At 68.1% G+C, this 21,103-nt stretch carries 20 protein-coding genes; 12 read left to right on the top strand and 8 right to left on the bottom strand.

Annotation, left to right across the window (positions count from 1 at the left end):
• Nucleotides 1-41 precede the first annotated feature (41 nt).
• Complete coding sequence (locus ACFQRE_RS15705) at nt 42-872, bottom strand: hypothetical protein (RefSeq protein WP_380124053.1); 831 nt, start codon at nt 870-872, stop codon at nt 42-44.
• A gap of 78 nt (nt 873-950) precedes the next feature.
• On the bottom strand, nt 951-2,366 hold the full coding sequence (locus ACFQRE_RS15700; protein WP_380124051.1) for a glycine--tRNA ligase: 1,416 nt from the start codon (nt 2,364-2,366) through the stop codon (nt 951-953).
• Nucleotides 2,367-2,486: 120 nt separating this feature from the next.
• Between ACFQRE_RS15700 and ACFQRE_RS15695 the strand changes: the two genes are divergently transcribed.
• From ACFQRE_RS15695 to ACFQRE_RS15670, 6 genes are all read left to right on the top strand, one after another.
• A complete protein-coding gene (locus tag ACFQRE_RS15695) occupies nt 2,487-2,768 on the top strand; it encodes a DUF6703 family protein (protein WP_380124049.1) in 282 nt (93 codons plus the stop codon).
• A 164-nt stretch (nt 2,769-2,932) separates the two neighbouring features.
• On the top strand, nt 2,933-3,865 hold the full coding sequence (locus tag ACFQRE_RS15690) for a metal ABC transporter substrate-binding protein (RefSeq protein ID WP_380124047.1): 933 nt from the start codon (nt 2,933-2,935) through the stop codon (nt 3,863-3,865).
• Nucleotides 3,862-4,674, top strand: coding sequence for a metal ABC transporter ATP-binding protein (locus tag ACFQRE_RS15685; RefSeq protein WP_380124044.1), 813 nt, complete (start codon nt 3,862-3,864; stop codon nt 4,672-4,674). Before ACFQRE_RS15690 ends, ACFQRE_RS15685 begins: the two co-directional genes overlap by 4 nt.
• The gene (locus ACFQRE_RS15680) at nt 4,671-5,687 is read left to right on the top strand and encodes a metal ABC transporter permease (protein WP_380124042.1); all 1,017 of its coding nucleotides are present in this window, start codon (nt 4,671-4,673) and stop codon (nt 5,685-5,687) included. The genes ACFQRE_RS15685 and ACFQRE_RS15680 overlap by 4 nt, the downstream gene beginning before the upstream one ends.
• Nucleotides 5,684-6,100 (top strand): Fur family transcriptional regulator, encoded by a 417-nt coding sequence (locus ACFQRE_RS15675; RefSeq protein WP_380124040.1) that lies wholly within the window; start codon nt 5,684-5,686, stop codon nt 6,098-6,100. Before ACFQRE_RS15680 ends, ACFQRE_RS15675 begins: the two co-directional genes overlap by 4 nt.
• A 158-nt stretch (nt 6,101-6,258) precedes the next feature.
• Nucleotides 6,259-7,215: a hypothetical protein gene (locus tag ACFQRE_RS15670; protein ID WP_380124038.1), complete on the top strand. Its 957-nt coding sequence runs from the start codon at nt 6,259-6,261 to the stop codon at nt 7,213-7,215.
• Between the two features lie 77 nt (nt 7,216-7,292).
• Here ACFQRE_RS15670 and ACFQRE_RS15665 read toward each other — a convergent pair whose 3' ends face one another.
• Genes ACFQRE_RS15665 through recO form a run of 4 tightly spaced genes read right to left on the bottom strand, consistent with a single transcriptional unit; the run spans nt 7,293 to nt 10,699 of the window.
• On the bottom strand, nt 7,293-8,078 hold the full coding sequence (locus ACFQRE_RS15665; RefSeq protein ID WP_380124036.1) for a TIGR03943 family putative permease subunit: 786 nt from the start codon (nt 8,076-8,078) through the stop codon (nt 7,293-7,295).
• Between the two features lie 34 nt (nt 8,079-8,112).
• Entirely contained in the window at nt 8,113-9,183 is a 1,071-nt protein-coding gene (locus ACFQRE_RS15660) for a permease (protein WP_380124034.1), read from the bottom strand.
• Complete coding sequence (locus ACFQRE_RS15655) at nt 9,180-9,977, bottom strand: isoprenyl transferase (RefSeq protein WP_380124032.1); 798 nt, start codon at nt 9,975-9,977, stop codon at nt 9,180-9,182. The genes ACFQRE_RS15660 and ACFQRE_RS15655 overlap by 4 nt, the downstream gene beginning before the upstream one ends.
• Complete coding sequence (gene recO / locus ACFQRE_RS15650; protein WP_380124030.1) at nt 9,974-10,699, bottom strand: DNA repair protein RecO; 726 nt, start codon at nt 10,697-10,699, stop codon at nt 9,974-9,976. Before recO ends, ACFQRE_RS15655 begins: the two co-directional genes overlap by 4 nt.
• A gap of 69 nt (nt 10,700-10,768) precedes the next feature.
• On the opposite strand from recO, the gene ACFQRE_RS15645 reads away from it, so the two are divergent.
• The 5 genes from ACFQRE_RS15645 (at nt 10,769) to ACFQRE_RS15625 (ending at nt 18,418) form a co-directional block, all read left to right on the top strand.
• A complete protein-coding gene (locus ACFQRE_RS15645; RefSeq protein ID WP_380124028.1) occupies nt 10,769-11,455 on the top strand; it encodes a hypothetical protein in 687 nt (228 codons plus the stop codon).
• 89 nt (nt 11,456-11,544) lie between these two features.
• Nucleotides 11,545-12,567: a peptidoglycan-binding protein gene (locus tag ACFQRE_RS15640; RefSeq protein ID WP_380124025.1), complete on the top strand. Its 1,023-nt coding sequence runs from the start codon at nt 11,545-11,547 to the stop codon at nt 12,565-12,567.
• A 124-nt stretch (nt 12,568-12,691) separates the two neighbouring features.
• The gene (locus ACFQRE_RS15635; RefSeq protein ID WP_380124023.1) at nt 12,692-13,315 is read left to right on the top strand and encodes an alpha-ketoglutarate-dependent dioxygenase AlkB; all 624 of its coding nucleotides are present in this window, start codon (nt 12,692-12,694) and stop codon (nt 13,313-13,315) included.
• A gap of 237 nt (nt 13,316-13,552) precedes the next feature.
• Nucleotides 13,553-17,008 (top strand): phosphodiester glycosidase family protein, encoded by a 3,456-nt coding sequence (locus ACFQRE_RS15630; protein ID WP_380124021.1) that lies wholly within the window; start codon nt 13,553-13,555, stop codon nt 17,006-17,008.
• Nucleotides 17,009-17,053: 45 nt separating this feature from the next.
• The gene (locus ACFQRE_RS15625) at nt 17,054-18,418 is read left to right on the top strand and encodes an MFS transporter (protein ID WP_380124019.1); all 1,365 of its coding nucleotides are present in this window, start codon (nt 17,054-17,056) and stop codon (nt 18,416-18,418) included.
• Nucleotides 18,419-18,481: 63 nt separating this feature from the next.
• Here ACFQRE_RS15625 and leuA read toward each other — a convergent pair whose 3' ends face one another.
• Together leuA and ACFQRE_RS15615 are read right to left on the bottom strand one after the other, a co-directional pair.
• Complete coding sequence (leuA, locus tag ACFQRE_RS15620) at nt 18,482-20,224, bottom strand: 2-isopropylmalate synthase (protein ID WP_380124017.1); 1,743 nt, start codon at nt 20,222-20,224, stop codon at nt 18,482-18,484.
• A 9-nt stretch (nt 20,225-20,233) separates the two neighbouring features.
• Nucleotides 20,234-20,398, bottom strand: coding sequence for a hypothetical protein (locus ACFQRE_RS15615; RefSeq protein ID WP_380124015.1), 165 nt, complete (start codon nt 20,396-20,398; stop codon nt 20,234-20,236).
• A 125-nt stretch (nt 20,399-20,523) separates the two neighbouring features.
• Between ACFQRE_RS15615 and ACFQRE_RS15610 the strand changes: the two genes are divergently transcribed.
• Nucleotides 20,524-21,102 (top strand): hypothetical protein, encoded by a 579-nt coding sequence (locus tag ACFQRE_RS15610; RefSeq protein ID WP_380124013.1) that lies wholly within the window; start codon nt 20,524-20,526, stop codon nt 21,100-21,102.
• The last annotated feature ends 1 nt before the right edge of the window (nt 21,103 follow it).

Below are 21,103 nucleotides of genomic sequence, written 5' to 3'. Positions count from 1 at the left end.
TCTACCAGAACAGGCTACCTCGCCGGGACATTCCCTCTGGGTCATTTCAGGGCGGATCGTGCGGCGTCGAGGCGCTTCTGAACGGCCACGAGCGCCTTGCGCGCCGCACGGGCCGCGTCCTCGGCCGCCTCGAGCTCGAACTGCGCGGCCTTCATCTCCGCTTCGGCTGCGCTGACCTCGACCTCAGCCTCCCGCCGCACCTTCGCCGCGGTCTTGGCTGCCTTGGCATCAGCCACCGCCTGGGCGAGTTCCTCATCCGTCAACTCGTCGTCGTGAGGAGCCTCGGTCTCATCCGTTTCCGGCGTCTTTGCTGCATCGGCAGTCTTGCCGCCCTTGAGGACCGACATGATCGAGCCCGAGCTCGTGACTCCCACCGCGCCGGACAGGTCGACCTCGCCGAACCCGCTGTAGCTCAACGCCCGGGTCAGCTGACCCGACGCCAGCGCCTGCGCCGCCGTCTCGTCGGCCAGCGCAGCGATCGCCGAAGCGCGAACCTCATCGAGACCACTTGCGCTGAGAGCGGCACCTGCCGCTGCGGCCACCTCGGCGACGCGTTTGACGTATGCCGCCACGCTCGCGTCCCGCTCGCCCCTCACCGACGTGAGCACACCGGCGTCCAGACGCGCCTGGGCGGCGCGCATCCGGGCTCCGAGCCCGACGAGGTCGGCGATCACCGAACCCTCCTCGCGGGAGGTCAGGTTCATCGCCCACGCGGTGACCGTCGGCTTGCGCAGCGCGAGGATCTCCTTGGCTGCGGCCGCATCGCCGCCAACCTTCGCGGACGCAGCCAACGCCTTCCGGGAGGTGATGAACTCACCCAGCGGAACGGCATACAGGCTGGCGGCAGCCTCAGCGACCACAACGTCACTCATGCCAAACCTCGCCTTGTGTGCCCCAGCGGTCCCGATGTGGGACCGCTGGGGCACACAAGGCAGGTGTTCATGGCTATTTCAGCAGCCGATGAGGCGCTGCGCGAGATACCCCTCGACCTGGTCGAGGGCGACGCGCTCCTGCGCCATGGTGTCGCGTTCGCGGATCGTCACGGCCTGGTCGTCGAGGGTGTCGAAGTCGACGGTGATGCAGAACGGCGTGCCGATCTCGTCCTGGCGGCGGTAGCGCTTGCCGATGGCGCCGGCGTCGTCGAAGTCGACGTTCCAGCTCCTGCGCAGGGTCGCCGCGAGGTCGCGGGCCTTGGGCGAGAGGTCGGCGTTGCGCGACAGCGGCAGCACAGCAGCCTTGACCGGCGCCAGGCGGCGGTCGAGCTTGAGCACGACCCGCTTGTCGACGCCACCCTTGGTGTTGGGGGCCTCGTCCTCGGCGTAGGCGTCGACGAGGAAGGTCATGAGGCTGCGCGAGAGACCGGCGGCCGGCTCGATGACGTAGGGCGTGTACTTCTCGCCAGTCGTCTGGTCGAAGAAGAGGAGGTCGGTGCCCGAGTGCTTGCTGTGCGTCGACAGGTCGAAGTCGGTGCGGTTGGCGATGCCCTCGAGCTCGCCCCACTCGCTGCCGGTGAAGTTGAAGCGGTACTCGATGTCGACCGTCCGCGTCGAGTAGTGCGACAGCTTGTCAGCCGGGTGCTCGAAGTGGCGCAGGTTGTCGGGGTTGATGCCGAGGTCGACGTACCAGCGGGTGCGCTCCTCGATCCAGTAGTTGTGCCACTCCGCGTCGTCGCCGGGCTTGACGAAGAACTCCATCTCCATCTGCTCGAACTCGCGCGTACGGAAGATGAAGTTGCCGGGCGTGATCTCGTTGCGGAAGCTCTTGCCGGTCTGGGCGATGCCGAACGGCGGCTTCTTGCGCGAGGTCTGCATGACGTTGAGGAAGTTGACGAAGATGCCCTGCGCGGTCTCGGGGCGCAGGTAGTGCAGGCCGCCCTCGTCCTCGATGACACCGAGGTGGGTCTTGAGCATCATGTTGAACTCGCGCGCCTCGGTCCACTGCCCGCGGGTGCCACAGTTCGGGCAGGCGATGTCGGCGAGCTGGATCGAGTCGGGGTCGATCTGCGCGTCGGCGGCGGCCCTCTTGTTCTGCTTGTCGGCGATGGCTTCCTGCATGTGGTCGACGCGGAAGCGCTTGTGACAGCTGAGGCACTCGGTGAGCGGGTCGGTGAACGTGCCGACGTGACCGGAGGCAACCCAGGTCTCACGCGGCAGGATGATCGAGGAGTCGAGGCCGACGACGTCGTCGCGAGCGATGACCATGGACTTCCACCACTGCCGGCGGATGTTCTCCTTGAGCTCGACACCGAGGGGGCCGTAGTCCCACGCCGAACGCGTACCGCCGTAGATCTCCCCACTGGGGAAGACGAACCCCCGACGCTTGCAGAGGTTGACGACGGTATCGACGGTGGAGGTTTCCTTGGCCATGGGCGCAAGGTTACTGGCCGCTGAGCGCCCCTCTCGCATCGGTTTCGTGGGCAGCGGCGGGTTCCGTCCGCTCCTGTCGACCCGCGGGGTATGCCGGTTGCTCGCGTAGGCTCCTCGCTCGTGTCACCCCTACGCGAATCCTTCGAGCGCGCGAGCGCGCCCATCCTCCAGACGCTGGCCGGGCTCCCCCGCGTCGTCCCGTTCCTCCTCGTCCTTGGACTGATGGTCGCGGGCATCGTCATCGAGGGCTGGGGCTGGATCCTCATCGCCGCCGTGACGCTGTTCCTCCTGTGGCTGCTCCTCCTCGGCTGGCCCCGCCTCACGGCACCCGAGCGGCTCATGCGCGTCGCCGTCGTCGCGATCGCCGCAGCCGTCACGGTCACCCAGGCCATCCCCAACTGACCGTCTTCGTGCCCAGCACGGACGGTGAGCGCCAGCGAGTTGTCCGTGCGGGGCACGAAGACGGAAGTGGGACAGGACGGCGAGCGCCAGCGAGTAGTCCGTGCGGGGCACGAAGACGGGTACGGAATTGACAACCATTCTCAACTGAGTTGAGAATGATTGTCATGACGCGTTCCCTTCTCGCCCTGCCGGTCATCGGCGCCCTCGCCCTCAGCGCCTGCGGCGCGTCGGCCGACTCGTCGACCTCGTCCGGGAAGGACGGCACCATCGCGGTCACCGCCGCCTTCTACCCCTTGGCGTATGCCGTGGAGCGCGTCGGAGGCGACCACGTCACTGTGACGAACCTGGCCAAGCCGGGAGCAGAACCGCATGACGTCGAGCTCACCCCGCGCGACATCGTCACGGTCGGGAAGTCGGCGCTCACGGTCTACGAGCACGGGTTCCAGCCCGCCGTTGACGACGCCCTGAAACAGGTGGACTCGAACAAGACCCTCGATGTCGCCGCAGACGTCGATCTGTCCATCGAGGCCACGGACGACGGCCACGAGCACTCGGGTGACGACCCCGCCCACGAGGGCGTCGACCCCCACTTCTGGCTGGACCCCACCCGGTATGCGAGCGCCGTCAAGGCGATCTCCACCAAACTCGGCGAGGTCGACAAGGCCAACGCGGCGGCATACGCCAAGAACGCGGACGCGTTCGTCGCCGACCTGACCACCCTGGACGCGGAGTTCGCGACCGGTCTCAAGACCTGCGCCAGCCGCGACCTCGTCACCGGGCACGCGGCGTTCGCCTACCTGGCCGACCGCTACGACCTGCACCAGGAAGGCATCGCCGGAGTCTCGCCGGACGCCGAACCGAACGCCGCCACGATGAAGGAGATCGTCGAGCACGTGCGCGAGCACAAGGTCACCACGGTGTATGCCGAGACGCTCGTCAGCAAGAACCTCACCGAGACCATCGGCCGGGAGACCGGCGCTTCGGTGGCCGTCCTCGATCCCATCGAAGGGCTCACTGACGCATCGGCCGGCACGAACTACCTTGAGGTCATGCGCTCCAATCTCGCGACCCTCAAGAAGGGCCAGGGCTGTCAGTGACCGTCACCCCCCTCATCTCCCTGCGGTCGGCGTCCTTCGGGTATGCCGACCGCAAGGTCGTCGACGGCGTCACCCTGTCGCAGGGACCGGGTGAGGTCATCGCCCTGCTCGGCCCCAACGGCTCCGGCAAGACCACTCTCGTCAAGGGCCTGCTCGGGCTGTCCGACCACCTCGGGGGCGAGGTGTCGCTCTTCGGGACGCCGCTGGCGCGCTTCCACGACAAGCCGCGCATCGGCTATGTGCCGCAACGGCATTCGCTCTCTGCGTCCGTGCGCGCCACCGTTCGCGAGATCGTGGAGACCGGGCGACTGCCCCTGCGTCCGTGGTGGCGCCCCGCGAACGCCGCAGACTCGGCGGTCGTCGACGAGGCGCTCGACGCCGTCGGCCTGCGGGACCGCGAGCGCGAGGACGTCACCTCGCTCAGCGGTGGGCAGCAGCGGCGGGTGCTCATCGCCCGGGCCCTTGCTGCACAGCCCGATGTCCTCGTGATGGACGAGCCGACGGCCGGGGTGGACCTTGCCAACCAGCGCATCCTCGCCGACGTCCTCTCGGCCCTCGCGACGCGCGGGACGTCGATGCTCATCGTCACCCACGAGCTCGCCGCCCTGAGTGGCGTCGTCACGCGCATCGTCTGCATGAACGGCGGGCACGTCGACTTCGATGGCACGCCCACGGCATACGCCGCAGGCCACCAGGGTCACGAACTCGGCGACGGTCACCACCACGACTCTCCGGCCACGGACGAGCGGCACTCGGGACTCGCGGCCATCGTCACCGACCCGCTGTCGTCGCGGGAGGTCCGCTCATGAGTGACCTGCTGTCCCTCGACTTCATGCGCCAAGCGCTCATCGCGGCCTTCCTCGTCGGACTCGCCGCACCGCTTGTCGGTGCCTTCCTCGTCCAGCGGCGCATGTCGCTCATCGGTGACGGGATCGGCCACGTCGCCCTCGCCGGTGTCGCCGTCGGGATCCTCACCGGCTCGATGCCCGTGCTGACTGCCCTCGTCGCGGCCGTGGCCGCCGCTGTGGGCGTCGAGCTCATCCGGGCGACTGGCCGCACGAGCGGCGACATCGCCCTCGCTGTCATGTTCTATGGCGGCATCGCGCTCGGCGTCGTCCTCATCTCGAGGTCGTCTGCGGCGTCGCCCGGCAACCTCACGAGCTATCTGTTCGGCGCAATCCTCACGACGAGCCGCGCCGACATCATCGTCTTCGCGGTGCTTGCTGTGGTCGTTGTCGGTGTCACCTGGATGCTGCGACACCGGTTCTTCGCCGTCGCCAATGACGAGGAGTACGCGCGAGCAGTGGGCCTGCCGGTCATGGGCTACAACATCGCCCTGTCGGTGCTCACCGCCGTCACCGTCGTCGTGTCGATGCGCGTCGTCGGGCTGCTGCTCATCACGGCCCTCATGATCATCCCCAACGCCACGGCTCAGCTCGTCTCGCGCAGCTTCCGGAGCAGTCTCGCGTGGGCCTCGCTCATCGGCGTCGCTTCGAGCGTCAGCGGTGTCATCGTGTCGTTCTATGCCAGGACGCCCTCGGGCGGGACGATCGTGCTGCTCGCCATCGCGACCTTCCTCGTGGTGAGCGTCGTCAGCGGTCTCGTGACCCGTGCACGCCGCGCCGCCCACGAACGCGCCGAACGGCACGAGCACGAACACGGCCCCGTGTGCGGCCACGAGGCCATCCCCCACGAGGACCACGTCGACTACCTCCACGACGGACACCGGCACGCACCGCACGCCGACCACTACGACGAGCACGACGAGCACGACGGACACGCCCACGCACCGCACCAGGACACCGAGGAGGTCTCTCGATGACGACTGCTTCCACCGATCACGGCACCGCTGCCAGCTCGCGCCGACCCACCCGTCAGCGGGCGGCTCTGGCCGAGCTCATGGCAGCGACGCCGGAGTTTGTGTCAGCGCAGGACCTGCACTCCAAACTGCAGTCGCGCGGCGACTCCGTCGGACTGGCCACGGTCTATCGCAACCTCCAGGCCATGGCCGCCGACGGTGACGTCGACGTGCTGCGGACCGACGACGGCGAGTGCGTCTATCGCTCCTGCGCGACCGACGCCCACCATCACCACCTCGTGTGCCGCGAGTGCGGGCGCACCGTGGAGGTCGAGGGTCCGGCCGTCGAGAAGTGGGCCACCGAGGTCGCGCGCCAGAACGGCTTCGCCGACGTCACCCACACCATCGAGCTCTTCGGCACCTGCACCTCGCACTGAGGCTTCGGCGGCGCCTCACGTCGAGATAGCGCGACATGCCGTGAGCAGGGAATGCCCACGGCAGGTCGTGCTACCTCGACGTCAACCTGAGGCACCACGAACTGGAACTGTGGATAACCCTGCTCCCGGTCGCAGCTGTTCGGGGATGCTTCCGATCCATGCAGCGACTCCCGGACGACCTCGCGGCGCGCCCCTTCTCCACCATGCAGGCCCGCACGCTGGGCGTCTCTGCGCGAGAACTCCGCAGCAAGGAGCTCCATGTCCTGACCCGCGGCTCTCGAGTGAAGAACGAGCCGACCACCCTCACCGAAAGGTCGTTGGCCTATCTGGTGGCGTTGCGCGCCCCGGTGGCCCTGTCCCACATCACTGCGGCCCTGCTGTGGGGCCTGCCGCTCCCAGCGGTCCTCGAGCGGCAGTCGGACCTGGACGTGATGTGCGGTCACCGCTCGGGTCCCGTCAGGCGAAACGGGTGCATCGGGCACCGAGGGCTGGAGCGTCGGCGCGTGGTCCAGCATCCGTCCGGCGTCGCGGTGACAGGTCTCGCTGACACCTGGGTGGACTTGGGCGAGGTGCTCGACCGGGGCCTCGCACTTGACGACCTCGTCGTTGCGGGTGACGTCGCAGCCCGACTCCTGGACAGGTCCAAAGGGGCCGGGAACGGCGTCCGGTTGATGCGGGCGGTTCTCGACGCGCGTGTGAGGCCGAGGGGAAAGCTCGTGCTGGGTCAAGCGCTCGCCTTGGTCTCGCCGCGTGCGAAGTCACCGATGGAGACGCGCGCTCGGCTGATGTTCCACCGCGGCGGGTTGCCCACACCCGAGCTGAACGTGGCGGTGGAGTTCAAGGATGCTGGTGGCGGGGGCGCAGGCTGGATGTTGGAGGGCGACTTCGTGTGGCGCGACCATCGCGTCATCGGCGAGTACCAGGGCAAGCACCACAGCGACATCGGGCAGCGAGCCGTCGATGTTTCGCGCCGCCATCTCGCAGAGGACGAGGGCTGGACCTTCGTGGAGATCTTTGCTGGGGACGTCTACACCCGCCCGAAGCGCATTGCGATGCTGCGTCGACTTGGGCGGGCGCTTGGAGTGCCTGAGTCCGACCTCGACCTGACGCACTGACGGGGATCGAGATAGCACGACATGCCGCGAGCTTCCAGTGCTGACGGCAGGTCGCGCTACCTCGACTTCACCCTCCGCTACTCGTAGGGGTTGGCCGGGGCCGAGATCGGCTGCAGGTTGCTAGCCTCGATCACCGGCAAGGTCTCCGGGGCATCGGCCGGGGTCGCCGCCTTCTTCCACGTGCCCGTGAGCGTCACCCACTCGTTGTCCGCCGGAGCCGGCGCGCCGACCACCCGCACCTTGATGGCCTGGGCGTCTCCGGCGCAGCAGCTGAGCGACATGCGGGTGAGCGCCCACCCTTCGCCGTCGGCGAGTTCGGATGCGAAGCCGGTGAGCGAGAACGTCTTGCCCTCAAGGTTCTTGGGGTCGTCGTAGAGCGCCCGCATGGCGTACTCCCCGACCGCCAGTCCCACCCGTTCGTCGCCACCCTCGAGAGGGTCGAACAGCGGGGGCTCGCCATTGGTGGCGATCCGGCCCGAGTCCCGCTCTGCCGAAAAGGCTCCCAGCGGCCCCGGAGTGGCCACCCCGAGCAGGACGAACGGGACGATGAGCAGCCAGCCGATGCGCGGCCCCTTGCCGTGGTCGTGGCTGTGGCTGTGGCTGTGGCTGTGGGCTCCAGCGTCGCTGTCCTGCCCCGGTTCCATGCTCTCGTAGGGCGCCACCGGTGCGGCCTGGCGGCGGCCGCGCACGCGCTCGTGTCCGATCAGTCCGATGATCGCGACCCCTATGAGGACCAGCGCCGCCGCGATGATCGGCCAGCGCATCACCGGCTTCACGAAGTTGAGATAGAGGCCGCCCAGTGCAGCCACGACGGCGATGACCCCGATGACCGACAGGGCGGTGCTCTGCATCGTCTTGTTCATGCGGCAGCCTCCGGGAGCAGAGTTGGGGCAGTCATCACAGCAGGACCATTCCGGTGACGGCGCCCACGAGCACCGCGACGACGAACGTCAGGGGCGCGAAGACCATGGCGAACCTCCGCCCGAACGTTGCGACCTGCAGGGCGAAGAGCTTCACGTCCAGCACGGGCCCGACGACCATGAAGACCAGGCGCGCCGTCAGGGGGAATGCCGACATGCTCGCCGCCACGAAGGCGTCCGCCTCCGAACAGATCGCGACGATGACGGCGAACACCGCGAGGACGATGATCGAGACGAGCAGGTTGCCAGCGAGAGTGTCGATCCAGGCGCGAGGGACGACGACGTTGACCGTCGCAGCGACAGCCGCGCCGACGACGAGGTAGCCACCGGCATGCAGCACGTCGTGGCTCACCTCGTCGACGAAACGCGCGAGGCGAGATCCGTCGGAACGGGCGCGGCGCGGCATACGGATCACGGAGTCCTTGCCCAGCCGCAACCAGATCCATCCGACGACGATCGCGGTGACGAGCGAGGCGAGGAATCGCGCGAGGACGACGCGCCAGTCCCCCGCGAAGGCGACCGCCGTCGAGGCCAGCACGATGGGGTTGATCGCGGGCGCCGCCAGGAGGAAGGTCAGGGCCACTGCGGGCTGAATACCGCGCGATACCAAGGCTCCTGCGATCGGCACGCTCGCACACTCACACCCCGGCAGGGCCATCCCGGACAGCCCGGCGACGGGCACCGCCACGGCCGGGTTCTTGGGCAGCCAACGACTCAACGCCTCGGGCGGCACGAGCACGGCGACGGCCGCCGACAGTGCGACACCGAGGACGAGGAAGGGCAGCGCCTGCAACGCGATGGACACGAAGACGGTGAGCCAGGCCTGCACGGCCTCGTGGTCATCGAGCAGTGCGGTGAGCCGAGGTCGGGCGAGCGCCAGGACGAGCATGCCGGCCGCGAGGATCCAGACCGCGTAGCCGCCGGTCTCCGGAGGGGGATCGTCGTGCTCCTCCTGATGCGTATGCCGTGGCGAGCGTCGGGCGCGGATCTCACCTTCGTCAGGGGTCGAGAGGGGTGGCGTCTCGACGTGCGGCCGCTCGTGGCTCACTGCGCGGGCGCCTCGTCGGTCGACGTCTGTGCGAGGTCGACGGCCCCGCCGTAGCGGCGGTCGCGGTCGGCATAGATCTCGATGGCCCGCCACAGGTCGCGTCGGTCGAAGTCGGGCCACAGGGTGTCGAGGAAGACCATCTCGGCGTAGGCGCTCTGCCACAGCAGGAAGTTGCTCGTGCGCTGCTCCCCCGACGACCGGATGAAGAGGTCGACGTCGGGCATGTCCGGCTCGGGCAGATAGCGGGCGAGCGTCCGCTCGTCGACGTTCTTGGCCTTGATGCGACCGCGGGCGACGTCCTGCGCCAGCGCTCGAGCGGCATCACCGAGCTCGGCCCGGCCGCCGTAGTTGACGCAGAAGTACAGAGTCAGTCCGGTGTTGTGCCGGGTCAGCTCCTGCGCGATCTCGAGCTCCTTGATGACCGAGGACCACAGACGCGGCCGCCGACCGACCCAGACCATGCGCACCCCCCACTCGTGGAGCTGGTCGCGCCGCCGCCGGATGACATCGCGGTTGAACCCCATGAGGAAGCGGACCTCGTCGGGCGAGCGCTTCCAGTTCTCGGTCGAGAAGGCGTAGGTCGACAGGTGCGTCACACCGGCCTCGATGGCGCCGGCAACGACGTCCAACAGCGCGCCCTCGCCGGCCTCGTGACCCTTGGTCCGCGGCAACCCGCGCTGGTTGGCCCAGCGTCCGTTGCCGTCCATGACGATGGCGACGTGGCCAGGCACCTGTGCCGGAGCAAGGGGCGGCGGCTGCGCGCCGCTGGGGTGAGCGAAGGGGCGGCTGGTCACCGCTCCACCATACGGAGCGAGCGCACGCCGTGTTCGAGGTGCCACTGCAGGAATGCCGTGGTCAGTCCGCTCCCCTCCCGTCGGTGGCGCAGGTCGGAGGCGTCGGCAATGAACCAGTCGCCGGCGAGCAATGCCGCGAGGAGTCGCAGGGTCTCTGGCGCGGGTGCCGCGGACCCGGGCGGGCGGCACGACGAGCAGACCGCGCCACCGGAGACGATGTGGAACGCCCGGTGCGGCCCCTCGGCGCCGCACTTCGCGCAGTCGTGGAAGCTCGGCGCCCAACCGGCGATCGCGAGCGCACGCAACAGGTAGGCGTCGAGGACGAGGTTGGGGTCATGTTCCTTGCCAGCGAGCGAACGCAGGGCGCCGGTCACCAACAAGTACTGCTGGAGCGCCGGCTCGCGCTCCTCGGTGAGCCGGTCACACGTCTCGAGCACCGCGCTGGCCGCCGTCCACGAGTCGTAGTCCCGGGCACAGACGTCGCCCCACGACTCGAGCGTCTCGGCCTGGGTCACCGTGTCGAGGTTGCGACCCTCGTAGCACTGGAGGTCCACGAGCATCCCCGGCTCGAGCCGGGCACCGAAGCGGGACTTGGTGCGGCGCACGCCCTTGCCGACCGTGCGGACCTTGCCCATACTGCGCGTGAGCACCGTGATGATCCGGTCTGCCTCACCCAGTTTGTGGGTGCGCAGCACGATCCCCTGGTCACGGTAGAGCGGCACGCCCCATTGTCTCCCGGCCCTCTGACAATTCGGGTATGCCGTGCCGCCCGTCGCGCTTACCGTGTCGCCATGAGCTCTCGCGCACCGTTCTTCGAGCCACCCCTCCCGCAGCCGGACGAGCCTGAGGAGACGCGCCAGTTCGCCAACGTCCCGTGGGCACCGCCGATCAACGTCGTCCCGGCGGTGGTGCCGATCGAGGTCGACGTCGTCGCGACGGACAACGTCGTCATCCGGGTCATGGACGCCCAGGCCTACGACCGCGGGATGTCCCTGCGCATCGAGACGTGGGTAAACCCGGATTCAGCATCGCGCGCGCAGGACCGCCACGGCCTGCCCGAGGAGCCGCAGGTCGGTTTGCTCCTCGACGATGGGACCAAGCTGGGTGCGGGCGATCTTGGCCACTCACCAGATGTGGGGCCTGACGAGCCGGGCACGGCCGATGCCCCTCTTTTCATTCCAACGGGTGGTATCTCGGGTGAGCTGCGGGCCTCACAGCACATGTGGATTGCGCCCGTGCCCGCGGGTGAAGCCGAACTCGTCGTGGCGTGGTCATCACTCGACGTTCCCGAGACGTTTGTGTCCTTGGACCTGGGTGCAGTGCGAGAGGCCTCTGGCCAAGCGAGAGAGCTGTGGCCACTTCCTGACGTCACAGAGTCGGAGATGGGGTGGTTCGCCTACGCACCCGGCGGGCACACGGCATACACCTCGAGTTTGGGTCTTTCCTTCAATGACGAAGTCGACGACACCCTGAGGTGACGGGGAGTCCTCCCCATGTACGCGCCCGCCGGGCGCTCCTAGGTTCGTTGCGGCAGAGGCACTCCATGCATCGAACGAGGGGTAGAACCATGTGTGAACTTCACGACCAACCAGGACTTCACGACCACGACTCACTCACGCAGACGCCGGACGTGGGGAGGCGGATGCTCCTGCGGGGAGCCGGCGGTCTCGCCCTCAGCGGCGGTCTCGTCGTCGCCGGCGCGAGCGCGGCGCACGCCGCCACGTCGCAGAACGGGTGGCCGGCGAGCAGCAGCGCCAGCTCCATCGGCATCACCGCCCTCACCGTGTCCGGTCACAGCTTCCCGGCGGGGGTCCGGGGCGGACAGGTCCACACGATCCTGGGCTACGTCGCGCGTCGCTTCCACAGTGAGGTCGAGGCGCTGGCCACCCCCGGCTGCTGGGGCTACAACTACCGCGTCATCTCGGGCAGCACGAGCCTGTCGAACCACGCGTCGGGCACGGCCATCGACTGCAACGCGCCCCGGCACCCGCTCGGCGCCTCCGGCACGTTCTCGGCTGCGCAGGTGAGCCGGATCCGCTCGATCCTCAACTACTGCAACGGTGTCGTGCGCTGGGGTGGCGACTACTCGGGTCGCAAGGACGAGATGCACTTCGAGATCAACGTGCGCCCGGGCGACTCGCGCATCGCGCCACTCGTGGCCAAGATCGGCGGCGCCACCCCACCCTCGACCATCGCCTGGTCCACCGTGAAGTCCGGTGCCTCCGGCTTCCGCGTCACCGCCATTCAGCACCTGCTCAAGGCCCACGGACAGTCCCTGACCGTCGACGGGGTCTTCGGTTCGGTCACGGTCGGCAAGGTCAAGGCCTTCCAGACCTCGCGCAGCCTCCTCGCCGATGGCGAGGTCGGACCCAAGACGTGGGCCGCGCTCGTCGTCACGGTGAAGTCGGGCTCCTCGGGTCAGGCGGTCATCGGCGCCCAGAAGGCCCTGACCGCACGCGGCTACACCCTCACCGCTGACGGTGTCTTCGGCTCGGTCACCGTGGGCAAGGCGAAGGCCTTCCAGACCAGTCGCGGCCTCCTCGCCGACGGTGTCGTCGGTCCGGTCACGTGGGCCAAGCTCACGATCTGACCGGGCCCGACGCCCACGAAACGCCCACGACCGCTCCGCGACCCGGGAGCGGTCGTGGTGCACGCGGCATACGCCGCGCGTTTTGCACTAGAACACACGTTCGATTCTTGCTAGGCTCGGCGGCATGGCCGCAGCGCTGCAGCACTCACTCTTCGACACCGGTGACGCCATCGACCTCGGGGCGCTCGCCCCGACCCGCACGATCCTGTCGCGCGGCGCGTGGGTCGACTACCAACCGAGCTGGCTCACCGGCGCCGACCTGCTCTTCGATGCACTCCACGACGACGTGCCGTGGAAGGCCGAGCGGCGCGAGATGTACGAACGCATCGTCGACGTCCCTCGGTTGCTGAAGTTCTACGAATCGGATGAGGCGCTCCCCCACCCCGTCCTCACCCAAGCGCGAAAAACGTTGTCCGACAGGTATGCCGGTGAGCTGGGTGAGCCGTTCGTCACCGCCGGGATGTGCCTCTACAGGGACGGACGCGACTCCGTCGCGTGGCACGGTGACCGGATCGGGCGGGCCAAGGACCAGGACACGATGGTCGCGATCCTGTCCGTCGGATCGGCTCGGTCGCTGATGCTGCGGCCCCGTGGCGGTGGCTCGTCCATCGGCTTTTCGCTCGGCCACGGCGACCTCGTGGTGATGGGTGGCTCATGCCAGCGCACCTGGGACCACGCGATCCCCAAGACCTCCAAGCCGGTCGGGCCGAGGATCTCGATCCAGTTCCGGCCGCACGGGATTCGCTGACAGCTCCCCGACGGGCCCGGCATCGGCATCGAGCCCAACCCCGACGACCACGAGGCGGCGACGACGACGGCGGAAGTCCTGACATTCTGAGGAACGGGCCACCGGGATTCACGGCCGTTCGCTCACCGCGCGCTCGGCAGCAGTCAGTGCCAGACTCGTCATGTGAACAAGTTACGTTTGCCGGCTATTCATCGGGAAATTGTTTCCACCACACTTCGCCGCGGTGGACTTCTCGACATGCCCGCCTCCTCGCGATCGACCCGCTCTCGCTCCTGGAAGGGCCTCGTCGCCGCGACGATCGCTCTCCCGCTCGGCCTCCTCGCTCCCACCGGAGCCCAGGCCTCCCCTGTCGGACCTGACCACGACGGCAGTGCACCAGTCATCGCGGGCGTGGACGCGGCCGCCGGACGCATCGCCGCTGGCAGCTCCGATGTCAGCGAGCCGAGAGTCGTTGCGCCACAGGCGAACCAGATCGACGATCGCCTCTGGCTGAGCGATGTGACCAGGCCTGTGGCACCCGCCGTGTCGCTGCGATCCTTCGAGTGGCTCGATGCCGGCGGGTTCATGCGTGGCGACCTGCTCAAGGTCGACCTGGCGGCAGGTTCGGTCAGGCCCGACTACATCAACGCCGGCAAGGTCGCGGCCGCATCCCCGTTGACGGAGCAGGCCGAACCGCGCCGCGCTGTGGCAGCGGTCAACGGCGACTACTTCGACATCAACAACTCCAGCGCCCCCGAGGGTGGCGCCAAGCAGCTCGACGGCACCGTAGTCAAGGGTCCGAACCCGGGGCACAACCACGCGCTCGGCGTGGGTGACACCAACCTCGGCCAGATCACGTCGATGTTCCTGCAAGGTTCCATTTCCCTGCCGACGGGGTCCATCCCGCTGGAAGGCCTCAACCAGACCGCCATCCCGACGAACGGTGTCACGGTCTTCACTCCCCTGTGGGGTGACTACACCCGGACCCGGGTCACCGGAGGCGCGACGAAGGTCCGCGAGGTCGTGACCCGAGGCGGCGTCGTCGAGTCGGTCGCCACGGTGGCCGGTGAGGGGCAGCTCGACAAGGACCAGCTGGCCGTGGTGGGTCGCGGGACAGGAGCGGACAAGCTCGCCGCCCTCACCGTCGGCGACAGGGTCAGCGTGGACTACGCCCTGCGCAACGAGGGCGCCAACCTCAAGATGGCGATCTCCGGCAACACGATGCTCCTCAAGGACGGCGTCGTCCTTCCTCAGACCGACAAGGCCATCCACCCGCGCACCGCCATCGGCTTCAACGCCGACGGCTCCACGATGTTCGTCCTCACGGTCGATGGACGCATGGCCGCCTCGCGCGGTATGACCTATGCCGAGACCGGTGCCTTCCTCAAGGAGGTCGGAGCCACCTCCGGCATCAACCTCGACGGCGGCGGGTCCTCGACCATGCTCGCCCGCGAGGCCGGCGAGACCGACCTCGACGTCGAGAACCAACCCTCCGACGGACACCTGCGACCGGTCCCCGACGGCGTCGGCCTGTTCGCCGCCGCCGGCTCGGGACAGGTCCGAGGTCTCCGGCTCATCACCACCTCTGACGAAGAGAACGTGGACCTGCGGCGAGTCTTCCCCGGACTCACGCGACAGCTCACTGCCCTGGGACACGACGAGACGTACGCACCCGTGGCGGCCTCACCGGCATACCGGGCACAGGGGAACGCGACCATCTCGGGAACTGGACTGCTGCGCGCGAGTGCGCCCGGCCAAGTCGTCGCCACCGCGGAGATCAAGGCCCTCAAGGAGACCCTCACGCTGACCGTCCTCGGACCGCTGCTGCGACTGCGGCCCAGCGTTGACAAGGTGTCCATCCTCGACCCCGCTGAGCCGTCGACGTTCCGGGTGATCGGCGCTGATGCCAACGGTTTCGAGACGCCACTCGAGACAGGCGACGTCACGCTCGACTACGACAAGGCGCTGGTCGACGTCACGAGCGCGGGTGTCGACTTCACCGTCAGGGCCAAGGCCGGAGTCACCACCGGAGCCGTGGTCATCAAGGCCACCGCCAAGGGTGTCGTCACGCACGTGCCGGTGGCGATCGGTTCGGTGAGCACGACCCTCAGCACCTTCGACGACGCCGCGACGTGGCGGTTCACCCAGGCCCGCGCGGCAGGTTCAGTGGAGCCGGCGCCTGGTCGCGAGGGTGGCACCGGACTGAAGATGAACTACGACTTCACCCTGTCGACGGCGACCCGCGTCGGCTATGCGCGACCGGCCACGCCGATCACGATCACCCAAGGCCAGCCGCTCGCGCTGGGCGTGTGGGTCCTCGGCGACGGCAAGGGCGCGTGGACCTCGTTCGGCATCAGCGACGGTGAGGGCAAGGCCGCCTCGCTCTATGGGCCCTACATCACGTGGACCGGCTGGAAGTACATGGAGGTGCCGGTCCCACAGACTCTCCCGGGGCCGATCACCCTCAACTTCGTGGCGGCCATCGAGACCGGGGCCGCCCGCTCCTACACGGGTGCCGTGGTGTTCGACGACCTCGTCGTCAAGACCGCTCCCCCGGTGAGTGCGCCTGACGGGCCCGTGGTCCAGGACCCGGTGGTGCAGCAGCACACCGCGCTCAGCACGTCGGGTGAGCAGTTCAGCTATGCGGTGATGTCGGACGGTCAGTTCACCGCCGACAACCAGTCGCTCGTGCCGGCCGTGCGTCGCACGATGCGCGAAATCGTCTCCAGCACACCGGATTTCGTGGTCATCACTGGAGACCTGGTGGACACCGGCTACCCCGCCGACTTCGCGCTGGCCAAGAAGGTCATCGACGAGGAGCTCACCGCCAAGGGAGTGAAGTGGTACTACCTCCCTGGCAACCACGAGATCTACGGTCCCGGGTCGACGAGCAACTTCAGCGCGGTCTTCGGCGCGACCCACCACAGCTTCGTCCACAAGGGCACGCGGTTCGTCCTGCTCGACTCCTCCATGGGCACGCTCCGTGGCGGCGGCTTCGACCAGTGGCAGATGCTGCGCTCCGCCCTCGATGACGCCGAGCAGAACGACGCCGTCAACGGTGTCGTCATTGGTTGGCACCACCCGCCGCGCGACCCGAGCCCCGTCAAGGCGTCCCAGATGCTCGACCGGGTGGAGGCCCAGACGGTGGAGACATGGCTGTCCGACTTCCGGGCCAGGACGGGCAAGGGTGCACTCTTCGTCGGCGGTCACGTCGGTGCATTCTCCGCGGGCCGCGTCAACGCCGTGCCCTACGTCATCAACGGCAACTCGGGCAAGGCTCCGTCGACGTCCCCCGACGAGGGTGGCTTCTCCGGCTGGACGACCGTGCGCATCGACCCCGAGGCGCCCCTGACCCCAGCGCCCAAGCTCTATCGCGCCGACCCGGCCGAGCCCGGCCCTCACCCGTGGGCCCGGGTCCAGATCCGTCCGCACGTCGACGAACTGACTGTGAGTATGCCGTCCGTCCCCGTGGGTGCCTCACTGCCCGTGACGACGACGATCAGGCAGGGCACGCGCACCTTCCCGCTCGCCTACCCGGTGAGCGCGTCCTGGAGTGGTCAACGGGTCCACGTCGGAACGGGATCTGCGGCGGCGTCTGCTGTCGCGGCATACAACCCGGTGACCGGGAAGGTGACCGGCCTGCGGACCGGAACGGGAACGCTCACGGTGACCGTCAACGGCGTGAGCCGCACGGCCACGGTGACCGTCGGCTGAGCACGCCGAGTAGCCGACGGGAAGAGCACTCCGTAAAGTCGACCCATGTCTTCAACCACCGTCGGTCGACCGGAGAACACCACTCAGCGCGCTGTCCTCAACACCCTGAAGGGGTCGTCCGGAAACCTCGTCGAGTGGTACGACGTCTACGTCTACACGGTGTTCGCGACGTACTTCGAGCCTGAGTTCTTCGGGGGCGACGAACCCAACGCCGGCATCTTCACCATGGCCATCTTTGCGGTGACCTTCATCATGCGACCTGTCGGCTCGTGGTTCTTCGGACGCTATGCCGACCGCCGCGGTCGCCGACCTGCGCTCGTCCTCAGCATCTCGATGATGGCAGTGGCGTCGATGGTGATCGCCCTGCTCCCCACTCACGACAGCATCGGGTCGCTCGCGATCGTCCTGCTGGTGATGTGTCGCCTGCTCCAGGGCTTCGCGACAGGCGGGGAGTACGGCACCTCGGCCACCTACATGTCCGAGGCGGCGACGGCGGAGCGGCGTGGTTTCTTCTCGTCCTTCCAGTACGTCACCCTCATCGGCGGGCATGCCCTGGCGCAGCTGATGCTGCTTGTTCTTCAGGTCTTCCTCGACGACGAGCAGATGTCTGCCTACGGCTGGCGCATCGCCTTCGCGGTCGGTGGCCTGGCCGCGGTCACGGTGTTCTGGCTGCGCTCGACGATGGACGAGTCGATGTCGGCATCCGACCTGGACTCCGTCGACAAGGAGTCGGGCTCCTTGCGCACGCTCTTCACCACCCACCGCAAGGCGCTGCTCACCTGCTTCCTCATCACCATGGGCGGCACCATCGCGTTCTACACCTACAGCGTCAACGCTCCCGCCACCATCAAGGCGACCTACAAGGGTGAGGGCCTGACCGCGAGCTGGATCAACCTCACGCTGCTGCTCTTCCTCATGGCCCTGCAGCCCATCGGCGGCCTGATCAGCGACCGGATCGGCCGCAAGCCCATGCTGGTCTTCTTCGGTATCGGCGGCGTCATCTGGACGTACTTCCTGATCACCTACCTGCCCCAGATCACCGACCCAATGGGGTCGTGGGCACTCGTCGCGGTCGGCTACGTCATCCTCACCGGCTACACGTCGATCAACGCGATCGTCAAGGCCGAGCTGTTCCCCGTTCGGGTGCGTGCGCTCGGTGTCGGCGTCGGCTATGCACTGGCCAACTCGGTGTTCGGTGGCACTGCGCCGGTCATCTACGAGGCCGCGAAGAAGAGCGACCACGTCACCGCGTTCATCGTCTACGTCACGCTCTGCATCGCAGCGTCACTGCTCGTCTACATCTTCGTGCTGCGCAACAAGAGCGAGACCGAGCTCGACCGTGAGCAGGGTCACGCCTACGCCTCCACGAAGGCCTCACCGGTGACGCATGACGCGGAAGTCGTCAGCTGACGCGGCAACAACCGCGTCACCAGGCGACTTCCGCGTCAGGGCGTCAGGGCGTCAGGGCGTCGGTCAGGAGTCGGCGTCGCGGGCGGCCCGGTTGACCGCCGAGAGCACAGCGGTCAGCGAGGCCCGCACGATCGACGAGTGCATGCCGACGCCCCACAGCACGCGGCCAGCGACGGCACACTCGACGTAGGCCGCAGCCTTCGCGTCACCACCGGAGGACAGCGCGTGCTCGGAGTAGTCGAGAACCCGCACGTCCACCCCGAGCGTCCCGAGCGCGTCGATGAAGGCCGCGATCGGGCCGTTGCCGAAGCCGTCGAGTGTGATCTCCTCGCCGTGGTCGAGCATGACCGCAGTGATGTGGTCACGCCCGTCGCCGGCGCTCACGAGGGTGTGGCTCACCGGGGTGAACCTGCCCCATTCGTTGTGCTTCCCGGGCTTGGCCGGGAGGTACTCGTCGCGGAAGATCTTCCACAGCTCCTTGGCCGTGATCTCGCCCCCCTGCTCGTCGGCGCGGCGCTGGACGACCTGGCTGAACTCGATCTGCAAACGGCGCGGCAGGTCGAGACCGTGCTCGGACTTGAGCAGGTAGGCCGAGCCGCCCTTGCCGGACTGGCTGTTGACGCGGACCACGGCCTCGTAGGAGCGGCCGATGTCGTGCGGGTCGATCGGCAGGTAGGGCACGCCCCAGGCGAGCTCGTTGATCGTCTTGCCGTCCGCCTTGCCTCGACGTTCCATGTCGTCGAGGCCCTTCTTGATCGCGTCCTGGTGCGACCCGGAGAAGGCTGTGTAGACGAGGTCACCACCCCACGGGTGCCGCTCGTGCACGGGCAGCTGGTTGCAGTACTCGACCGTGCGACGGATCTCGGCCATGTCGGAGAAGTCGATCTGCGGGTCGATGCCCTGGCTGTAGAGGTTCATGCCGAGCGTGACGAGACAGACGTTGCCGGTGCGCTCACCGTTGCCGAACAGGCAGCCCTCGATGCGGTCGGCGCCGGCGAGGTAGCCGAGCTCCGCAGCAGCAACTCCCTCACCGCGGTCATTGTGCGGATGCAGGCTCACGACAACGGATTCACGACGATCGAGGTGGCGCACCATCCACTCGATCGAGTCGGCATAGGCGTTCGGCGTCGCCATCTCGACGGTCGCGGGCAGGTTGATGATCATCTTGTGATCCGGCGTCGGGTCGATGACCTCGATGACCGCGTTGCAGATCTCCACCGCGAACTCGAGCTCGGTGCCCGTGTAGGACTCCGGCGAGTACTCGTAGTAGACGTCGGTGTCGGGCACCGTCTCCTCGAGCTTGCGACACAGCCGCGCGCCCTGGAGGGCGATGTCGATGATGCCTTCCTTGGGCAGGTCGAAGACGACTCGCCGCTGCAGTATCGAGGTGGAGTTGTAGAAGTGGACGATCGCCTGCTTGCTCCCCCGGATCGCGTCGAAGGTGCGCTCGACGAGGTGGTCGCGACACTGGGTGAGCACCTGGATCGTCACGTCGTCGGGGATGTGCCCGCCGTCGATCAGCTCGCGACAGAAGTCGAAGTCGGTCTGGCTGGCGCTCGGGAAGCCGACCTCGATCTCCTTGTAGCCCATGCGAACGAGGAGCTTGAACATCCGCATCTTGCGCTCGGAGTCCATCGGGTCGATCAGCGCCTGGTTGCCGTCCCGCAGGTCGACCGCGCACCAACGCGGGGCCTTGGACATGACCTGGTCGGGCCAGGTGCGGTCGGGGAGGTGGACCTCGATCTGGTCCTGGAAGGCGACGTACTTCGACGTCGGCATTCTGGACGACTGCTGGGGGTGGATCATCTTGCGCCTCTACTCACTGCTCGTCGTGTGCTCAGCCATGGGCACAGCGAACTCCGCGACGAGGAGGGCCGATTCAGGCCTCGCCGCGGCAGAGAAGGAGGAGACAGTGCTGCACGACATCGAGTATGCCGTGCGCGCACCGATCCGTCGACGGCCGGTCCGCCTTGTGGTCACCCCCGCACCCTTGCGTCTGCGCCTGTGGTTGCTAGAACCGCCACATCCGCAGACGCAAGAAGAGTCGGATCACGGCCGCCGACGCACGGCGGGCCGGCGCGGCATCCCTCGTCGAGCTGCGTCGGATGCTGGAGGGCAAGGCAGACCGCCCGGCATGGCGAATGGGCCTGACGTATGCCGGTGCCGACCCGCGTGAGGCCCTGCGCGCGACCGCACCCGACGCCGATGAGGTGGCCACCATCCGGGTCCGCCTCGACCGGCTCGACGCGGCCTCGTCGATCGGCCCCTGGACCCGCGCGAGCCTGGCGATCATCGACCGCTCCCCCACGGTGCGCGCCCCTGACCTGGCCGCAGAGCTGGGCCGCGACACACCGAGCTTCAAACGGGACGTGCGCAAGCTCAAGGAGTTGGGTCTGACCGAGTCCCTCGACATCGGCCATCGCCTCTCGCCCCGTGGTGTGGCCGTCGTCGATGCCGAAGCCAGCACGCCTCGACTCGACCGCGAGGCCGCGCCGGCCGGCACGCCCCTCCCGCGCATCGGTGCTCCCGCGACCCGCGCCCTTCGCGCTCAGGGGATCTGGACGCTCGAGCAGGTACGGGACCTGAGCGAGGCCCAGCTCACGGCGATGCACGGCGTCGGGCCCGTCGCGGTCCGATTCCTCCGGGAGGCACTCGCCGAACGAGGTTGGACCTGGTCCGACTGAG

The organism is Knoellia pratensis (assembly GCF_042666395.1).
GTDB lineage: Bacteria > Actinomycetota > Actinomycetes > Actinomycetales > Dermatophilaceae > Knoellia > Knoellia pratensis.
The sequence above is the reverse complement of the archived record's forward strand: the minus strand, read 5'-3'. Positions and strand labels throughout refer to the sequence as shown.